Source organism: Parabacteroides sp. AM08-6, from assembly GCF_003473295.1.
GTDB lineage: Bacteria > Bacteroidota > Bacteroidia > Bacteroidales > Tannerellaceae > Parabacteroides.
This window is the reverse complement of sequence record NZ_QRMP01000019.1, coordinates 34,282-55,010: the sequence shown is the minus strand read 5'-3', so window position 1 is coordinate 55,010 and position 20,729 is coordinate 34,282. Positions and strand designations below refer to the sequence as shown.

The following is a 20,729-nucleotide window of genomic DNA, read 5'->3' as shown; positions in this document are numbered from 1 at the left end:
ATCGAACGTATTTTTTGCGTTCAACGTTCGTATTTTTTTCGTTCATCGAACGTGAAACGCATAAGACATAATAAGCTTTTGTGGAAATCGGGAGAGGGCGAAGGAAACTTAAATCTGACAAATCCCTGATTTGGACACGGGTTGAAGGAGGTGTATAATGATGGCTACGGGAATGGGTTTGATTATATTAAGAAAATAAATTTATCAAAAGTTTGGTGGGATTGTTTTTTTTGTATCTTTGTACTATAACTATAGTACAATATGATTATAATATAATGTAAGGAACAATTCTATGATTAAGTTTTTATTAGATTACTCCAGCGGTCTGCCTATATATCGGCAGATTATCGACCAGATTAGATTCGGTATATCATCCGGGCAACTTAAACTGGGTGAACAACTTCCTACAGTCAGGGCGCTTGCCGTAGAATTAAAAGTAAACCTGAATACGGTCTCCAAAGCCTATAAAGAGTTGGAAATCAAAAATATTTTGGAAACTCAGCAAGGTACCGGAACGTTTATCAGCAAGATAGAACAAGTAGTGCTGGAAGAGGAACGGGAAGATAAGCTAAAAGAAATTTGTATACAGTTTTCTTCCGTCGCGTTCAGTTATGGTTTTAGTTTAGACGAAATCATGCAGGAATTAAAGAACATCGAAACTTCTAAATAATAATGAATATGACAACAAATGTAATGACTAAAGGATGGTTTAATCCTATTTCTGTTTCTGTATTACTGGTACTGGTTATCGTATCGGTTGTTCTGTATGTCTTGCAAATTGTAAATGTCCAGCTCTTGGTGCTTTTCATCCTCTTTTCCGGATTATTGGCTTCTGCTATCCGCATTGCCGACCAATGGGAGCGGGCTGTGGTGTTGCGTATGGGAAAATACAATGGTTTGAAAGGGCCTGGTCCTTTTATGATTATTCCTATTATCGACACAGTATCTACTTATATTGACCAGCGGGTACGGGTAACTGCTTTTAAGGCGGAGCAAACTCTTACCAAAGATACGGTACCGGTGAATGTGGATGCAGTTGTGTACTGGACGGTTTGGGATGTGGAGAAAGCTGCTTTGGAAGTTCAGGAATATCAAAAGGCTATTGAGCATATTACCCAGACTGGTTTAAGGGATACAATCGGTAAGCACGAATTGGCGGCCCTCTTACAGGAACGAGATAAAATTGCCGAAGATTTGCAACAGGTTTTAGACAGAAATACCAATCCATGGGGTATCACGTGCCAAACCGTTGGTATTAAAGATATTGCTATACCTCAAGCTTTGGCTGATGCTATGAGTAAGGAGGCTCAGGCAGAGCGTGAAAGAAGAGCACGCGTTATTTTGGGAACGGCTGAAACGGAAATTGCCGAAAAGTTTGAGCAAGCAAGTAAAAAATACACAGATAATCCTGTGGCATTGCATCTTAGGGGCATGAATATGTTGTTTGAAGGCTTGAAGGAAAAGGGGTCTATGGTGATTGTCCCCAGTTCGGCATTGGACACTATGAATTTGGGTGCCATGGGGGGATTGGTCTCGTTGGCAAGGAGTAATGAAACGCCTACTAAGGGGTAATATAAGGAATAAGGGTGGTAATGATTTCACCACCCTTATTAAGATTATCAGTTTTTTCTTCACTTTGCAATAATTAACGAATAGTCTTGTATGTTTTTAATATAATTGTTTACGTTTGCAATTACTTAACCGATTAATAAGTGCTTTTTATGAGAACATCACTCAAAGACATAGCAGAAAAATTGAACTTGTCGAAGGCGACAATTTCATGGACTCTCTCCGGAAAGGGTGATGAGAAAGGGATAAGTATGGCTACCCAGGAAAAGGTATTTCAATGTGCCAAAGAATTAAATTATCAACCTAATTTATTAGCAAGAAGCTTGCATTCGGGATATTCAAAAACAATTGGTTTGATTATACCGGATATTACGGATTCTTTTTACTCAAAAGTAGCTTGTATCATAGAAAGAGAAGCTGACGCAAGAGGATATTCTGTGATGATTGGTAATTCTGAATCTAAGATTGAAAGAGAGAATAAATTGATTCGCCTTTTGAAGGCCAAGCAAGTGGATGGTTTGATATTGGCTCCGACTAAAGTCTCTAAGACTGAAATCGAACTACTGGTTGATGAAGCTTTCCCCTTGGTTCTATTCGACCGTTATTTCCCGCAAATAAATACGAATTATATAATTATTGATAATGAAGAAAGTAGTTATCAGTTAGTACGGAAAATGGTTGTCGATGGTGCTCGCAAAATTGCTATCATTACAACGAATTCCTATTTGCGGACAATGAATATGCGACGAGAAGGCTATGCCAGAGCGCTAATGGAAATGAATCTTTCTGTCGAAGCGGAACTTTATGGAGAAGTGCCGTTTGTTGATTATGAGCATAATATTGATAAAATATTAGATCGGATATTTAAAGAAGTGCCTGATGTCGATGGCTTTTTTTTTACTACTCATATTTTGGCTATTGAAGCTTTTCGCTATTTCTATGATAAAGGTATCGACCTGAAGAAATATGCCTTGGCTTGTATACATAGTGTTCCTTCCTTCCGGGCCTTGGCTCCTAATATAAATATAGCACTGATGCCGATTGATGAAATCGGAGAGAATGCTGTCAGGATTTTGTTGAAGGATATCGAGCACCGTCAAGGGAATCCGAAGGTTATGGATAAAGTGGAAACGATTGTTTTACGTTGTGAAATTTCAACTCCCTAGTATTTTTTAATGAATAGTTTAATCGGTTAAGTAGATTGTCGTATGTGTATGATGAAGAAAATGAATTGTAGATTTTATGCTCTCCTGGCTTTAGAAGCAATATTGTTTTGTGCATGTAAAAACAATAAAGTTGAGGTAGCCGAGATGTTTTGCGAATATTCGGAACATCCTATTTGTATAGATACTCCGAATCCGCGATTTGTTTGGAACTATTCTTCTTTGGATGATAAATTTGAACAGGGGGAATATCGCCTGCGTATAGCTGTCGATAAGTATCTTCTGAATAATCAATCTGCGGGTAATGGCCGGTTTATCTGGGATTCCGGAGTAATCAAGTCTGAGGAACCTATCGGGAGATATATCGGGACGGATAAATTAGCCTCTCATACTAAATATTATTGGCAGGTAACGGTTTCCGATAAGAGTGGAAATACGATAGTTTCTCCCATTGATAGTTTTGAAACGGCTAAAATGGACCAGTCCGAATGGAATGGAGTCTGGATTACGGATAATCATGACAAGGATTTCAATCCTGCCCCGATGTTGCGTAAATCATTTGTTGTGAATGACAGTAAAATCCAGCAGGCAAGACTGTATGTAAGTGCTGCAGCCTATTGTAAAATGAGTATAAATGGACGTCCGGTGTCTGCCTCTGTATTGAATCCGGGATATACGCATTATGACAAAAGAAATTTATATAGTGTGTTCGACGTCATCTCTTTGTTGGAATCAGGAGAGAATGTTATTTCTGCCGTATTGGGTAATGGATTTTATAATGAAATAGCCTCTGTTGCAACTTGGGATTTTGAAAAAGCTCGCTGGCGTAATCGGGCAAGGATGATTTGTGAATTACAGATTAAATATGCCGACGGGAGTTCCCAAATTATAAACTCGGATGATACTTGGAAGACGACAACAGGACCGTATGTACAGAATAATATATATGGTGGGGATATGTATGATGCCCGCTTGGAAGCTAAAGGATGGGAAAAACCCGGCTTTGATGATTCGTCCTGGAATAATGCAATACAGGTTGATGCTCCTTCTTCCTTATTGACGTCGCAGGTAATGCCGGCAATTGAGACGGAACGTGAAATAAGCGCTACTTCGATGAAAAATATTGGAGACAGTGTGTATGTATATAATTTTGGTATTAATATGAGTGGTTTTTGCCGTCTTTCCATCAAGGGTGAAAAAGGTACGAAAGTGACATTGAGACATGCAGAAATACAGAAAGCTGATGGAAATATTGAAATGGGCAACATAGACATTTATTATAAGCCTCTGCCGGATATGGCTTTTCAGACGGATACTTATATTTTGAATGGTGGCGAAGAGGAATTTATCCCTGATTTTACTTATCATGGATTTCAATATGTGGAGGTAAAAGCGGATCGCCCAATCCAATTGACACAGGAAAGTTTGAAAGCCATCTTTATTCATACAGCGGTGAAACCGGTCGGCCGGTTTAGTTGTTCAAACGATTTGCTTAATACAATATGGAAAGCGACTAATCAGTCTTATTTATCCAACCTGATGAGTATTCCGACTGATTGTCCGCAGCGTGAGAAAAATGGCTGGACAGCCGATGCTCATATTAGTATGGATTTGGGATTGCTTAATTATAATGGAATAACATTTTATGAGAAATGGATTAATGATTTTGTAGATAATCAAACAGCCGAAGGACGGATTTCTGGAATTATTCCGAGTTCGGGTTGGGGATATGATGATTGGATAGGTCCTGTGTGGGATGCTGCAATGTTTATTATTCCGATGGCTATCTACAATTATTATGGTGACACAAAAAGCATTGAAACGATATGGCCTGTATGCGAAAAGTATCTTGCTTATCTGGCTGCGCGCGAGGATGCAGACGGAACAGTGACCTATGGTATTGGTGACTGGGTATTCTATGATACTCAAACTCCGACAGATTATACAACTACTTGTTATTATTATCTAGACAATTTATATATGTCACGGTTTGCCCGGTTATTAGGAAAAGACGGCGCAGCTTATGGCAAAAAGGCAGAAGCGCTTAAAGCATTTATCAACAACCATTATTTTGATGCGGAAAAAGGATTGTATGCTAATGGTTCGCAAGCTGCACAAGGTGTAGCTTTATACTTGGGAATAGTTCCGGCTGAATACGAGCAGAAAGTGGCTGATAACCTGAGTATTCTGTTAAAGAATAATCAGAATCATTTGGATTTCGGAATGTTGGGCAGTAAAACAGTATTGCGCATGCTTACTAAATATGGCCATGCGGATCAAGCTTATGAACTGGCTATACAAGAGGATTCTCCATCTTGGGGAAATTGGATAAAAAGAGGGTTGACGACTTTGGCGGAGACATGGAAACTTTCGCCTTCTTTTAAAGATGCGTCCCTGAATCATGTTTTTCTTGGAGATATTGATGCCTGGATGTATAATGCTTTAGCCGGTATTAATTATGATGAACAAAGACCTGGTTTTAAACATATTTTGATTCAACCGCATTTTGTAAAAGGCTTGGATTGGGTGAAAGCTGAATATCATTCCATAAAAGGACTGATACGTTCCGAATGGAAACGTTCAGGGAATGAGGTTTTATTGAATGTAACAATCCCTGTTAATTGCACGGCTACGGTGGAAGTGGGTGAGAAGAAAATTGAGTTGGCGTCTGGCGAACATCGATTGAAATTCTTAAATGAATAATATTATTAAAAAGGAATGACATGAATAAACTAAATGTATGCATCTTAGTAATGTTTCTCTCTTTCATAAGTATGGAGACCTTTTCTGCATCTGATAATAGTACGATATCTTTGAATGGAAAATGGAATTTGTCTTATTGGAGACAGCCGGAACAACCGATTGTTGCTCCTGAGGAAATGAAAGACGCTACGATAAATACAATTGAGGCGACTGTCCCTGGAAATGTTGAATTAGACTTGCTGTCTGCAGGTTTGATAGAAGACCCGATGATAGGGAATAACGTAAATGATTTACGCAAATGGGAAGAATATCAATGGTGCTATTCGAAATCGTTTGTTGCTCCGAAAATAGAAAAAAGGCAACGCTATCAGCTTTCCTTTGGAGGGATTGATTGCCTGGCTGACATTTGGTTGAATGGAAAGCATGTCGGTTCACCGGAAAATATGTTGATAGAACATGCTTTTGATGTTACAAACGAAATTAAGCCGGGGGAGGACAATCTGTTGCAAGTGATTATCCGTTCGGCAGTACTGGAAGGACAGAATTATTTTCTGGGTTCTTTTAGTATTGGCAATTTCCCATCGGAAGAGTCGACCTTTATCCGCAAAGCTCCCCATATGTATGGATGGGATATATTACCCCGGTTGGTTAGTGCCGGTTTATGGCGTGATGTTGAATTACAGATATTGGAACAAGCCCGGTTCAAAGATGTGCATTATATGGTAGCCGCTCTGGATACGGCAACACGTGATGTCCGTTTATATATTGATGCTCAGCTGAAACTTCCTTTTGAGAAATTCGACAAAGTGAAAGCTATATATACATTAAGCCGCAATGGAAAAGAAGCGTATAAGGGAAGCACTGTCGTTGTTTCTCCTGCGTTCCGTTATGTTATGGAACTGAAAAATGCAGATTTATGGTGGCCGAGAGGATATGGTGAATCTGCATTATATGAAGCGAAAGTAGAATTAGTGGATGAAGATGGTTTTGTTTTGTCGACTGATACCAAGCGTATCGGTTTAAGAACTGTACAGTTGGAGAGGACAGACATTAATCTGCCGGATAATCCCGGGAAGTTCTGTTTTATCGTAAATGGTGAACGCATATTTATTCGTGGAACAAACTGGGTTCCACTGGATGCTTTGCACAGTCGTGATAATTCGTTGGTGGATAACGCGATTGATATGGCTGTCGATTTAAATTGCAATATGATTCGATGTTGGGGAGGAAGTGTTTATGAAGATCATCATTTCTTTGATTTGTGTGATGAGAATGGTATTTTGATTTGGCAAGATTTTGTAATGGGATGTACTTTTTATCCGCAACGTTCTACATTTACCCAGAATATAGAAAAAGAAGTGATATCGATTGTCTGCAAGTTACGTAGTCATCCGTCTCTTGTTTTATGGTCTGGTAATAATGAGGATGATATCGCTTTGCGTTGGTCTTTATTGCCTTTCAATCTGGATCCGAATCGTGATGTTGTAACCCGTAAAGTTATTCCTTCTGTTCTTTATGAGTTTGACCCGACAAGACCTTATCTCCCCAGTTCTCCTTATATCAGTGAGGCTGTCTACCAAAAAGGTTGTGATGAAAAATATTGGCCGGAGAATCATCTTTGGGGACCCCGAGGGTATTATAAAGACCCGTTTTATATAGATGCTCAATGTACCTTTGTCAGTGAAATAGGTTATCATGGCTGTCCCAATCTGGAAAGCCTGAAAAAGATGATGACAAAAGATTGCGTATATCCTTGGATAAAGGAGCATGAATGGAATGAAGAGTGGGTGACTAAATCTGTCAGACGTTTTCCGGTATGGGGAAAGACATTTGATCGCAACAATTTGATGATTAATCAAGTCCGTCTATTATTTGGCGAAGTGCCTTCAAAATTGGAAGATTTTATTTTTGCTTCACAATCCGTACAAGCGGAAGCCATGAAGTACTTCATTGAAATGTGGCGTGGAAATAAACACAATAAAACCGGAATTATTTGGTGGAATTTGCGGGATGGATGGCCGTTAATTTCTGATGCGATAGTGGATTATTATAATTCGAAGAAGATGGCTTATTATTACATCAGGAATGTTCAGAAGAATGTTTGTATCTTAATTAACGATACTAAAGGGGATAACCATCTGCTTGTTGCGGTAAATGATACCCGGCATGACAGTGAAGGGGAAGTGACGGTAACGGATGTGGCATCGGGTAAGCAGGTCTTTGAAGGTCAGTTTTATGTACCGGCTAATGGCAAAGTACAAATTTCGTCATTACCCGGGCAAAAGAGACAAGGTATTTGGTTAATCCGCTATAAAGTGGGAAATCAAGAGTTTTCCAATCATTATTTATATGGTAAAGCTCCCTTTAAATTAGCGGAATATAAGCGGTTATTACAAAAAACAAATTTATACACTGTAAAATGATGGAGATAAAAAGAAATTTGTTGGGAATTGACATTGGAGGAACCAAATGTGCTATTATTTATGGTATTCAGGAGGGTGATAATCTGACTCTTGTCGATAAGAAAAAGTTTGAAACAACGAATGTTGATGATACTATCGAGCATATTTTAGCTGGAATTGAGGAGATGATGAGGCTTTACGGGCTTACATCCTCAAATACAGATGCTATCGGGATTTCATGTGGTGGGCCTCTTAATAGTTCCGAAGGCGTTATTTTATCTCCACCTAATTTGCCGGGTTGGGATAATATTCCGATTGTGTCTATTGTCGAGAGGCGGATTGGGATAAAAGCCAAACTTCAGAATGATGCGAACGCTTGTGCGTTGGCAGAATGGAAGTTCGGGGCAGGAAAGGGAACGAAAAATATGGTCTTTCTGACATTTGGGACCGGCTTAGGCGCAGGATTAATATTAAATGGTGCTCTTTATTCCGGAACAAATGATAATGCCGGCGAACTGGGGCATATCCGTATGGCCGAATATGGTCCGGTCGGCTACGGGAAGAAAGGCTCACTGGAAGGTTTTGTCAGTGGAGGAGGAATTGCCCAATTGGCAAAAATGTTCCTTCTGGAAAAGTTTCAGAAAGGAGAAAAGGTTTCTTGGTGTACTTTACAGGATTTGGAACAGGTGACGGCCCAAAAAGTTGCGGAAGCGGCAATCAGAGGAGATAAACTGGCTCAAAGCATTTATGAGACTTCCGCTGTTTATCTGGGAAAAGGGTTATCCGTTGTGATTGATATCTTGAATCCGGAGGTGATAGTAGTTGGAGGTATTTATTCCCGCAATAAGGATATGATGGAAGCTGTCATGCAAAAAATCATTGATGAAGAAGCCTTATCGAATGCAAATAAAGTGTGTGTTGTAAAACCAGCAGCTTTGGGAGAGAATATCGGAGATTATGCAGCTCTTTCAATTGCTGCGGCTTGACAGATAAATTGTAATACCATGAAAGAGATTATTCGCGATAGTTTAAGAGAAGCCCAATCCATGTTGGATACTTTTATAAATGATGATGCAAATATTGAAATTATTTATAGAGCGGCTTCTATATGTGCTGAGGCACTACGTACAGGCCATAAGATTCTGAGTTGTGGCAATGGAGGTTCTTTATGTGATGCCACTCATTTTGCGGAAGAACTGACAGGGCGTTATCGTAATAACCGGCAACCGTTTCCTGCTTTGGCTATTAATGACGCTGCGTATATGACTTGTGTAGGTAATGACTTTTCTTTTAATGAGATTTTTTCTCGTTATGTGGAAGCTGTGGGGCAACAAGGGGATATTCTCTTAGCTATAAGTACAAGCGGACGTTCAAAGAATATGATAGATGCGGCAGAACAAGCTCATAAAAGTGAGATGATTGTGATAGCACTTACTTCTCAGGGGAAAAATGAATTAACAAAAAATGCGGATGTGGCAATCTGTGCTCCAAGTGCGGCACATTCTGATAGAATACAGGAAATTCATATAAAAGTAATTCATATTCTCATTCAGGTTATTGAGGAGCTATTGAAAGTCGGTCAATCTTAAAATGAGTATTATATTTGTAAAAAGCTGGAGCTTGGCTCTTATAATAGTAACTTAAAAATAATAGTAATGGATAACAGTCAATTCAAGTCGAAAGGAATAGTGTATTCTTACAAAATATTGCTGTCATTATTGCTAATGTATGTAAATACTTTTTGTGTGATGGGGCAAGCCTCTATAAAAATGACCAAACACTTACCTGCTGTGGAACAATGGATTGAAAGATATTTTGCCGAAGGGGAAATACCTCCTTTTTCCTTTATTTATGGAGGTAAACAATCAGATAGTTTTATTAAACAGTGGGAATATTCGGCAGAAAAACAAACAGTGGATGAGCCGGATGTAATAAAATATATAGTCACCTATACAAATCCTTCCAACGGATTATCCGTGAAATGTATCGTAAAAGGATATCCTGATTATCGTGGCGTAGAATGGGTTTTACATTTTACAAACATAGGTACAGGAAATTCATTGGAGATAAAAGATGTAAATGTATGTAATATCTCTATACAATACCCGGTGGAGGGAGATTTTAATCTCCACTATTCGGAAGGAAGTCATATTTCCAAATATGATTTTCATCCTCGTTCTATCAAATTAATTACTGGCGAAAGGAAACAAATGAGTCCGGAGGGAGGACGTTCTTCCCAAGGTGATTATTTACCGTTCTTTAATATAGAATCACCTGCAGGACAAGGGGTTGTTTTGAGTGTCGGATGGACTGGAACTTGGCAGACAAGCGTCTGTGCGGAAAACAGAAATACGGTGGCTCTGACGGCAGGCATGGAACGAATGAATTTGTTTCTGTATCCAGGTGAAAGTATTCGTACTCCAAGCATTAGCCTCATGTTTTGGGAAGGGAAAGACCGGATGGATGGACATAATCAGTTCAGACGTTTTATTTTAGCACATAATAGCAGAAAGATTAACGGGAAATTGGCCGAATATCCACTATCGAGCGGATTTAATTATCGAGATCCATCTCCTTGCGGAGAATATTCTTGTATTACTAGTGAATATGCCATAGCAATGGTGAAAAGATATATCCAGTTTGGATTGAAACCCGAAGTTTTCTGGTTGGATGCAGGTTGGCATACGGATGCTTCTGATTTTGAACACGGGAAATCATGGGCCAATACAACAGGAAACTGGACGGTTGATACTTTGCGTTTCCCAAAAGGTTTGCGACCAGTTGCCAATGTGATACATCAAGTTGGAGCAAAGTTTATGGTTTGGTTTGAACCAGAACGTGTAGTTAGGGGAACCCAATGGGCTGTCGAGTTTCCCGAATGGATGCTTGAGAAGCCTATTTTGGGAGATGACAACAGGGAAGATAATACTTGGCTTTTGTTTGATTTAGGTAATCCGGAGGCTTGCAAATGGCTGTCGGAATATATTGGCGATATGATTGAAGAAAATGGCATTGACTATTACCGGCAAGATTGTAATATAGAACCTGCTAAATATTGGGAAGCAAATGATAAACCCGGACGTATCGGAATGAAAGAAATTCGTTATGTGGAAGGGTTGTATAGTTTCTGGGATTATCTACTGGAACGTTTCCCTAATCTTCTGATTGATAATTGTGCCAGTGGCGGGCGAAGAATTGATTGGGAAACGACAGGAAGGAGTGCACCTCTGTGGAGAAGTGATTACTATCATTATTACGATACGGATGGATTGCAGAGCCAGACATACGGGCTGGAATTTTTCTTACCGATACATGGTACGGGTAGTCTTAATACGGATACGTATTCTTTTCGCTCGAGTATGAGTTCCGCTCTTATCTATAACTGGAAAGTGACAAATACTCAAGCTTCCATACCAGAAATGCAACAGTGTCTGAAAGAATTTAGTGAAATACGCCCCTATTATTATGAAGACTACTATCCGTTGACTGGAATAGAAGATATTACTCCTCTCGATATTTGGATAGCTTATCAGTTGCATCGTCAATCGGACGGCAGTGGCATTATTGTAGCTTTCAGGCGTTCTGACTCCAGTAAGAATGAAATTAGCGTTAAACTACGGGGAATAAATGCGAAAGAACAATATAGAGTGATAAATATGGACACTGATAAGGTCTGTAATATGTCAGGCAAAGAGTTGATGAATAAACTAATACTTAAGATTGAAAACCCTCGTTCCTCCCTTTTGATTAAATATGAACCCATTAATACTATCAAGAAATGAGAGAAAAGTTGTTGTATTTTATTGCCATCTTAATTGCATACCCTTGTTTATGTATAGGGCAAACAGTCGCATCGATGAGCAAGCCGGTGGATGTTGAACATTGGATATCTTCGCATTTTGCACAAGGTGTAGTTCCTCCTTTTTCGTTTGAATATGGAGGAAAACCATCTGAAGAGTTTATTAAGAATTGGGTTTATTCGGCCAAATCGTTGAATAGTGACGACCGGAATAAAGTCCGGTATTGCTATACTTATCAGGACCCCGTAAGTGGTCTGAAAGTAGATTGTGATGTAAAAGGTTTTACAGATTCACAGGCCATAGAATGGGTACTCCATTTTACAAATACAGGGACTGATAATACGTCTGAAATAGCAAATGTTTGTGTTTCCGATATCCTATTCCGGTATGAGCGGCCGGGTAAATTCAATTTGCATTATGCCAAAGGTAGCTCTGCTTCCAAAGCGGATTTTGCTCCTCAGTTGAAGGTGTTGTTTTCCGGTGAGAACTTCTATATGCGACCTTATGGCGGACGTTCTTCTGATAGCAGTTTCCCTTTCTTTAATATCGAGTCGCCTTGTAATCAAGGTGTGATGGTTGCGATAGGATGGACTGGAACTTGGTTTTCTGATATACGTTGTACAGATGGACAGAGTGTGATGTTGAAATCCGGAATTGAACGCTTGAAGGCTTACTTATATCCTAAAGAGACGATTCGTACCTCAAGTGTTTGCATGCTATTCTGGCAAGGAAACAACCGGATGATTGGCCATAATCAATTCCGTCGTTTTATATTGGCGCACCATACACGTAAGGTAGACGGAAAACCAGCCCAATATCCGTTTTGTAAAGGATTTAACTATGGTGACCCGACCCCATGTAATGAATATACCTGTTTGACGGCAGATTATGCTATTGCATTGGTGAAAAGATATAAACAGTTTAAACTTGTACCGGAAGTTTTTTGGTTGGATGCCGGTTGGTACGATCAATCTGCTGATGTAGCCAATAATAAGAATTGGGCGAATACAGTCGGTAATTGGACAGTGGATTCTATTCGTTTCCCAGAAGGATTGAGGCCCCTTGCAGACGAAATTCATAAAGTCGGCTCTAAATTCATGGTTTGGTTTGAACCGGAAAGAGTGTATTATGGTTCGGCTTGGGCTACCGAACATCCGGAATGGATGTTGGAAAGGGCGGGAGCAGATGCCTGTTTAGTTAATTTGGGTAATCCTGAGGCTTGTCGGTGGATGAGTAAATATATTGGGGATTTCATGGAGGAGAATGGCATCGATTACTATCGTCAGGATTTCAATATTGAACCAGCCAGCTTTTGGGAAGCAAATGATGAACCGGGTAGACAGGGCATATGTGAAGTCAAATATATCGAAGGTTTGTATGCTTTCTGGGATTATTTGTTGGAACGTTTTCCGAATGCCTTGATTGATAATTGCGCCAGTGGGGGCCGTCGTTTGGATTTGGAAACTACATCCCGCAGTGCTCCCTTATGGAGAACGGATTATAGTTATGGCGAACCGGATGGTTACCAGTGTCATACTTATGGACTGAACTTTTATTTGCCGTTGCATGGAACCGGTTCTTGGGGGGTAGACAAATATACTTGTCGTTCCAGTTTGAGTTCTGCCGTGACATTCAACTGGAAAGTTACAGAGGCTGGTGTTTCTCTTTATGATATGTGGGACAGACAGGCTGAATTTGAAGAATTACGTCCTTACTTTTTGGAAAATTATTATCCTTTGAGTGGTATAGATAATACAACCGGGGAAAATACCTGGTTAGCTTATCAACTATATCGTAAATCGGATGATAGCGGTTATATTATTGCTTTTCGCCGTAAAGAGTGTCCGGATAAGGATTATCCGGTCAAATTATCCGGTTTGGATTTGGATAAAACTTATTTACTTATCAATAAGGATTCCGGTGACTCGATAAGAAAAACAGGAAAAGAACTGTCGGAAGGCCTTATACTGACTTTGGATGAGCCGCGAAGCAGTTTGATAATCAAATACCAAAATAATCTATTCGAACCGGTACATAATTTAGTCGTCGGGGAAAAAACAAATGCGGAAGTTCAGGCAATAGGAGCTGAGTTCGACCCACATTTCCTTTCTCAAAATGTAACTCGTAATGATGGTTCAAAGGAAAAGGATTGGAAAAGTATCATTGAAAAAAGAGTTAAGGAGATGGAGCTTCATCGCTTTCGTGTGATGGTTTTGCCGCAATGGTATGAACCCGAAAATGATAACGATGACCCTAATGTGATAAATTGGGATAAGTTCACGTTTGATTCGCCTGAAATGCAGTCTCTGTACCGGGAGTTGGATTTAGCCCAAAAGCAAAATATGGAAGTTACTTTGACTTTGTGGGGAGCTCCTGATAAGCATTTCCTGGCCGGAAAGAATTCAGGGAACTGGGTGGTTGCCCCTGAAGATAATGAAGAGTGGAGTGAAAATTTCTCTGCTCTGATTCAATATTTGATAAAGGAGAAGAAATATACCTGCATCAAAGAAATTACGCCGGTCAACGAGCCCGATTGGTCATTCCTTGTCAACGGAAAGAGAGCTTCCACGGCGAAATATATTGAAATGTGTAAAGTTTTGGACCGGCGCTTTAAGAAGGATGGAATCCGGAATCTGGTGAAATTCAGTTTGTCTGACAATTCCGACGGAGGCATAGGAACTCATAAATATTTGGCTGCTTGTACCCGTGAGTTGGCAGATGTGGCAGATGTGTTTAATTCCCATACTTATATCTTTGGCTATGAAACACCAAACTCTACGATTTTGGATTGGGAAAGGCAGAATTATGAATTATCCAAATCGGCCGGAAAACCTCATTTTGTGGGTGAATTTGGAGGAAATCAGTGTGTCGGGTCAGCCCGGCAACGGGATATAAATTTGTATGAACGGGGTGTATTGATGGTGCGTATTGCAATCAATTTGTTGAATGCCGGAGCAAGTGGTGTCAGCTATTGGAGTTTGATAGACCAGTATTATGGTAAAAATGACAATTACGATAATATGCAACAATTGGGATTGTGGAAATATGTAAAGAGTGCTTATGCTCAAGATACTTGTTATAAGAATATTGTAATAACGAGTGATTACGAAGTCCGTCCCCAATACTTTGCTTATTCTCTATTGACGCGTTTTATCCGTCCCGGAGCCGAAGTTTACCCGATACCGACTCCTGAGGAATTTTATGCAGGTACTGCTATCAAAAATAAGGATGGAAAATGGGTTTATGTTTTTGCAAACGGGACAAACCATGAGAAAAGAATTCAGGTGAGTAATGGCCACGTAGCAGGAAAAGGAACCTATAAAGTTTATAAATACACGCAGGATACCCTGCCGAAAAGAGATAAGCAGATTTCTCCGGAAAAACTTTCCCTGAAAGCTGAAAAGGATATTTCCTATACAGTACCGGCTAATTCGGTACTTCTGTTAAAAGAAGAGTAATAATGCTTGTCGGTCTTCCGGTTATCTCATCAGGGTTAACCGGAAGCAATGAGTTTCATCTTAAAGGTTATATCTTTTTCTCAATTACAGCTTGTACCACATTCAGCACATAATCGCCAAGCTTTTCGGCTTCGGCAACTATATCCATATAGTAAACACCGTCCTGGTATGAATATACCTTGTTGTTTACATCTTCCATGTTGTGGATTTTTAGCTGATTACGATAATTATTGGTTTCGTTTTCGAGGTTATATGACGGATTGATGTCATCGTGTACGATTTCTGTCTTGTTCAGAATTTCTATCATGCGATACAAGGCTTTGCTTACAAGGGCAAACATCTGGTCGATATTATGATTCTGCTCGTCGGTAAAAACGGATTTTCCTTCATTACGACGTTTGATACTGCGGGCTAGGTTATTGCAGGAATCTGCTATGCTTTCGATTTCCGTGATGGCACGCAACATGATACGTATTTCTTCTTTACTTTCCGAACTCAAGCGACCTTCGGCAACGCAAGTCAGATAATTGGCAATTTCTATCTCCATCCGGTCGCTGATGTTTTCATATTTTTCTATACGGCTATAGGTTTTCAGAAAAGCATCTTCATTCTTTTCATAGAAAAGCTCTTTTACCATGTTCAACATACGTCCGGTTCTTTCGGCAAACAGGGAAATTTCTTTATGAGCTTGCAGAATGGAAAGCTCTGCGGTGGACAACATACCTCCGGTGATGTAACGCAGGCGGTATTCCTCTTCTTCGTCTTTTTGTTTGATAAGGGCACGGACTGTTTTTTCAATCAGGTTGATAAACCAAATCATAATGAACGTATTGCTGATGTTAAAAGCCGTGTGGAAGGCTGCCAGCTTGAAAGATACGGCAACGGCCGGATCTGTAATGTGCATCATGTGAGTTACGAACCATGAAACAGCATTAGTGAACGGATAAAACAGGACAAGTACCCAGCAAACACCGAATATGTTGAATACCAAGTGTGCCAAAGCCGCTCTGCGTGCTTGTGTGTTTCCTGTCAGCGCAGCCAAATTAGCAGTGATAGTGGTTCCGATGTTTTCACCTAAAACGAGTGCGACTCCCAAGTGATAATCAATCCAGCCATTGGCACACATAATCAATGTAATCGCCATGGTAGCAGCCGAAGCCTGGACTATCATTGTCAGGATGGCGCCAATAATGAGGAATATGATAATGGAGAGAAATCCCAAATCTGTATAGCTCTGTACAAAGGCCAGCATATCGGGGTTGGCTCCGAGGTCCGGAGCGTTGGATTTAAGAGCCTGAAGTCCCATGAACAGAAAAGAGAAACCGAATATAAATTCACCGATGGATTTCCGGGAGCTTTTGCCGGAGAACAAAAGTGGAATACCAATGGCAAGTAAAGGAAGGGAGAAAGCTGCAATGTCGACTTTGAAGCCGAGTGCTGATATCAACCATGCTGTAACTGTCGTACCGATATTGGCTCCCATGATAACTCCGATGGATTGGGTCAGGGTAAGAAGTCCGGCATTTACGAAACTGACAACCATAACGGTTGTCGCAGATGAGGATTGAATAAGGGCAGTTATCAGTACACCCGTCAATACACCGGTAACCCGGTTTGTCGTCATGGCCGTAAGAATTCTTCGCAAACTGTCTCCTGCGAATTTCTGCAGACCTTCACTCATGATTTTCATTCCGTACAAGAAAAGACCTAACGAGCCTATCAGACGCAGAAAATCAAAAAAAGAATAGTCCATTTAAAATTCCGTTTAAGTGGATGTGTGTATATCCGATTAATATTCCTAACTTTAGGGTGCAAAACTACAAATAATAACTGATAGTCTATGTCTGAAACTATTACAATTTATTGTAAAAATAACAAGACCTATAAAGAAGTACCCATTGGTTCCTCTTTGTTGGATATTTATACCCTGATAGGCGCACCGCTTCGTTTTCGGCCGATGAATGCGCAAGTGAATAACAAGGTAGAAGGTTTGAATTTCCGCTGCTGGTATCCGAAAGATGTTGAATATGTGGATTATACGCAACTTTCGGGAATGCGTACTTATGTTCGTTCTCTTTGTCATATCTTCTCGAAAGCCGTCAATGACGTGTTGCCGAAAGCAACTTTGAACTTGGAGCATCCGGTATCGAAAGGCTATTATTGCGTGATTCACAATGGCAAAAGCATAAACGAGGAAACTATAGGAAAGATAAAAAAACGGATGCGCGAGATAATAGACGCCGACCTTCCTTTTCGTCTGAAAACTGTTCGTACGGTTGATGCAGCCATTCTATTTCGGGAGAGAGGAATGGACGACAAGGCGCAATTGGTGGAAACGGCCGGTATGCCGTATACGTCTTATTATGATTTGGATGGTTACATTAATTTCTTTTACGGATGCTTGACGCCGTCGACCGGCTATATTCAGTTGTTTGATATCGTACCTTATTTTGACGGTGTACTGCTACGTGTTCCACAACGTGCTAATCCGTTGGAACTGGAACCGGTCATACGACAAGACAAAATGTTTGAAGTTTACAAACAGCACTTGACATTGCAACGTACAGTCGGCTTGAATAATGTGGGCGATTTGAACAAGGCGATAGAACAGGGTGCTAGCCGTGAAGTGATTATGGTTTCCGAAGCCATGCAGGAAAAACAGGTAGCGGGTATTGCCGAAGATATTGCTCGCCGTCATAAGGAAGGAGTACGGATTGTCTTGATTTCCGGTCCTTCTTCTTCAGGAAAAACGACGTTCTGTAAACGCTTACAGATACAATTGATAACTAATTTGATTCATCCGGTCGGCATTTCTTTGGACGATTATTTCCTGAATCGCGAAGATACGCCAAAAGATGAAAACGGAGAGTACGATTTTGAATCGCTTTATGCACTCGATTTACCTTATTTCAATAGTGAGTTGCGGAAATTACTTGCCGGTGAGGAGATTGAGGTTCCTTCTTTCAACTTTGAAACCGGACGACGTGTCTTTAAAGGTAAAAAGTTAAAAATACAGAAAGACTCCGTACTGGTAATCGAAGGTATTCATGCATTAAATCCAGAACTAACTTCCATGATTGATGATATTTATAAATACCGTGTTTATGTATCTGTTCTCACTACTATTTCTCTGGACAATCATAACTGGATACCGACTACGGACAACCGTTTGCTTCGTCGTATTATCCGCGATTATCGCTTTCGTGGTTATTCGGCCCATGACACGATTGCCCGTTGGCCCAGTGTACGGAGAGGCGAGGACAAATGGATATTCCCCTATCAGGAAAATGCGGATGCGATGTTCAACAGTGCAATGTTGTATGAGTTGGCTGCTTTGAGAAAGTATGCAGAACCCATCCTGTCGGAAGTTCGTGAATGTGATTCTGAAAATGCGGAAGCGTACCGTCTGATGCGTTTTCTGCGTTACTTTAATTATATTCCGGACGATAGTTTGCCGGGAACTTCTTTGCTACGTGAATTTTTGGGTGGTGGAAGTTTTAAGTATTAAACTTTTTTGTTATACGTAAACGATAAAATCAAACTATTATGAAGCGGTTTATATGTTTATTTGTTTTCTTCCTTTGTTCTTTTGTCCTTATGGCGCAAAATACGATTTATGTATCTACTGAAGGGGAAAAGGAGGAAAAAGGAACTCGTGAAGCTCCTTTTCGGACGATAGAGGCTGCTCTGAAGCATGTAGCGGGCTTAGCAGGCAAGGATACTGTTTATATCCATGTTAACTCCGGTTTATATCTCTTGGATAAAACCATCCGGATAGAAAAGACCCCCGCTGTGCCGATTGTTATTGAAGGAGATGAAAGACAGAAGCCGGTTATTAGTGGGGCGATTGCTCTCACCTCATGGGAAAAGACATCGCAAGGATGGTGGAAGACTCATATTGATGAGGTGGAACGTTATGGATTGAAGGTCGAACAACTGTATGTGAACGGAGAAAGAGCTATCCGTGCCAGAACACCCGATGAGGGTTGGTTTTTGGTGGAGGATGCGAACGAAACTGTTCATTATAAAGGGACAGGTCGTTCTCCGGAATACTCAACACAACGTATTCAGGCAAAACCGGAAGATTTGAAATCATTGAAAGGACTGTCTGCTGAAGAAATAAATAACACAATGGTCATGTGTTATCATAATTGGGATAATACTCGTAAGTATCTTTCCTATGCTGTTCCTGATTCCGGTTATTTCTTCTTGAATGGAAAAGGTATGCAATCCTGGAATTCGATAAGGAAAGGAAGTCGTTTTATATTGGAAAATTATAAACAAGCAATGACGACTGAAGGAGAATGGTTTTTGGAAGCATCCGGTGATTTGTATTATATACCGCGAGAAGGGGAAAAGATAGAAGCATCCGTTGGGTATGCTCCGATATTAAGTACATTATTATCAATACAGGGTGGGAAAGAGCATCCGGTTCAAGCAATTACATTTCGGAATTTATCATTCGAACATTCGGGGTATGTGATGCCTGAAACAGGAGATGATCCGGCTCAGGCTGCAGCTCCTGTCGGTGCGGCTATTCATCTGGATTATGCGGATAATATCCTGTTTGAAAATTGTGAAATCAAACATACGGGCAACTATGCAATATGGTTCAGGAAGGGTTGTACGAATTGTAAGTTGGAGCATTCTTATTTGACGGATTTAGGAGCGGGGGGCGTTAAAATAGGGGAATATAAGACGCCCGACCCGAATTACTTGACCCGGAATATCGTAGTCAATAATAATATCATACAAAAGACCGGATTCGTCTTCCCTTGCGGAGCCGGGGTTATAATCTTTCATTCACCGGATAATAAGGTTACTCATAATGAAATATCGGATTTGCTCTATTCCGGAGTTTCTGTCGGTTGGGTTTGGGGATATGGAACAAGTTATGCCGTCAACAATAAAATAGCTTACAATCATATTCATCATATCGGTTGGGGAAAATTGTCCGATATGGGAGCTGTTTATACGCTGGGCGTTTCTCCGGGGACACATATTCATCATAATACGATTCATCATATCTATTCTTATGATTATGGCGGATGGGGGCTTTATACCGATGAGGGAAGTACCCATATTGTTTTAGAGGACAATCTTGTGTATGGTTGTAAAAGCGGAGGTTTTCACCAGCATTACGGAAAAGAAAATATACTCCGGAATAATATCTTTGCTTTCAATCATTATCAGCAACTTCAATTTACACGGGTAGAAGAACATCGCTCATTCAGTTTTATTTCCAACATCATATTAATGGACCATGGGGTATATCTCGATGGGGCTTGGGATAAAGCTGAAATGGAAATGGATAATAACTGTTACTGGGATTTGCGGAAAGATTCAGTTCCTCATTTCTTAACTTATTCTTTTAAGGATTGGAAGAAGTTGAAAGATAAACATTCGATTGTGCAAGATCCGGGATTTAAAGATCCTTATCGGTTGGATTTCCGTTTTAAAAAACAAAATGTAATCCGTAAAATAGGCTTTAAACCATTTGACTATACAGAAGCCGGGGTTTATGGAGATGAGGCATGGAAACAAAAAGCTCGCTTGCCCAAAGAGCGGGAAGAACAGTTCAATCGGATTGTCAAGGAAAGAGAAAAAACTGTTTCTTCACTTTTCGAATGAACT

Annotated in this window: 12 protein-coding genes; 11 read left to right on the top strand and 1 reads right to left on the bottom strand. The window is 40.2% G+C overall.

Going from position 1 to position 20,729, the window contains the following annotated elements; genetic code table 11:
* Nucleotides 1-292: 292 nt before the first annotated feature.
* The 9 genes from DW103_RS12120 (at nt 293) to DW103_RS12080 (ending at nt 15,095) form a co-directional block, all read left to right on the top strand.
* Nucleotides 293-670 carry a GntR family transcriptional regulator gene (locus DW103_RS12120; RefSeq protein WP_122276489.1) on the top strand — a complete coding sequence of 126 codons (378 nt, stop codon included), beginning with the start codon at nt 293-295 and terminating at the stop codon, nt 668-670.
* An 8-nt stretch (nt 671-678) separates the two neighbouring features.
* Entirely contained in the window at nt 679-1,572 is an 894-nt protein-coding gene (locus tag DW103_RS12115) for a slipin family protein (protein ID WP_122276511.1), read from the top strand.
* A 149-nt stretch (nt 1,573-1,721) separates the two neighbouring features.
* Nucleotides 1,722-2,735 carry a LacI family DNA-binding transcriptional regulator gene (locus tag DW103_RS12110; RefSeq protein ID WP_122276487.1) on the top strand — a complete coding sequence of 338 codons (1,014 nt, stop codon included), beginning with the start codon at nt 1,722-1,724 and terminating at the stop codon, nt 2,733-2,735.
* A 51-nt stretch (nt 2,736-2,786) separates the two neighbouring features.
* The gene (locus DW103_RS12105) at nt 2,787-5,435 is read left to right on the top strand and encodes a family 78 glycoside hydrolase catalytic domain (RefSeq protein WP_122276509.1); all 2,649 of its coding nucleotides are present in this window, start codon (nt 2,787-2,789) and stop codon (nt 5,433-5,435) included.
* Nucleotides 5,436-5,455: 20 nt separating this feature from the next.
* The gene (locus DW103_RS12100; protein WP_122276485.1) at nt 5,456-7,858 is read left to right on the top strand and encodes a glycoside hydrolase family 2 protein; all 2,403 of its coding nucleotides are present in this window, start codon (nt 5,456-5,458) and stop codon (nt 7,856-7,858) included.
* A 5-nt stretch (nt 7,859-7,863) separates the two neighbouring features.
* Nucleotides 7,864-8,823 (top strand): ROK family protein, encoded by a 960-nt coding sequence (locus DW103_RS12095; protein WP_122276507.1) that lies wholly within the window; start codon nt 7,864-7,866, stop codon nt 8,821-8,823.
* An 18-nt stretch (nt 8,824-8,841) separates the two neighbouring features.
* Entirely contained in the window at nt 8,842-9,426 is a 585-nt protein-coding gene (locus DW103_RS12090) for an SIS domain-containing protein (protein ID WP_122276483.1), read from the top strand.
* 66 nt (nt 9,427-9,492) lie between these two features.
* On the top strand, nt 9,493-11,619 hold the full coding sequence (locus DW103_RS12085) for a glycoside hydrolase family 36 protein (protein WP_122276481.1): 2,127 nt from the start codon (nt 9,493-9,495) through the stop codon (nt 11,617-11,619).
* On the top strand, nt 11,616-15,095 hold the full coding sequence (locus tag DW103_RS12080; protein ID WP_122276479.1) for an alpha-galactosidase: 3,480 nt from the start codon (nt 11,616-11,618) through the stop codon (nt 15,093-15,095). Before DW103_RS12085 ends, DW103_RS12080 begins: the two co-directional genes overlap by 4 nt.
* Before the next feature lie 67 nt (nt 15,096-15,162).
* On the opposite strand, the gene DW103_RS12075 is transcribed toward DW103_RS12080, so the two are convergent.
* Entirely contained in the window at nt 15,163-16,848 is a 1,686-nt protein-coding gene (locus DW103_RS12075; protein ID WP_122276477.1) for a Na/Pi cotransporter family protein, read from the bottom strand.
* An 87-nt stretch (nt 16,849-16,935) separates the two neighbouring features.
* On the opposite strand from DW103_RS12075, the gene DW103_RS12070 reads away from it, so the two are divergent.
* Nucleotides 16,936-18,603, top strand: a complete 1,668-nt coding sequence (locus DW103_RS12070) for a nucleoside kinase (RefSeq protein WP_122276475.1) — start codon at nt 16,936-16,938, stop codon at nt 18,601-18,603.
* A 38-nt stretch (nt 18,604-18,641) separates the two neighbouring features.
* Nucleotides 18,642-20,726, top strand: coding sequence for a right-handed parallel beta-helix repeat-containing protein (locus tag DW103_RS12065; protein ID WP_122276473.1), 2,085 nt, complete (start codon nt 18,642-18,644; stop codon nt 20,724-20,726).
* Nucleotides 20,727-20,729: the final 3 nt, after the last annotated feature.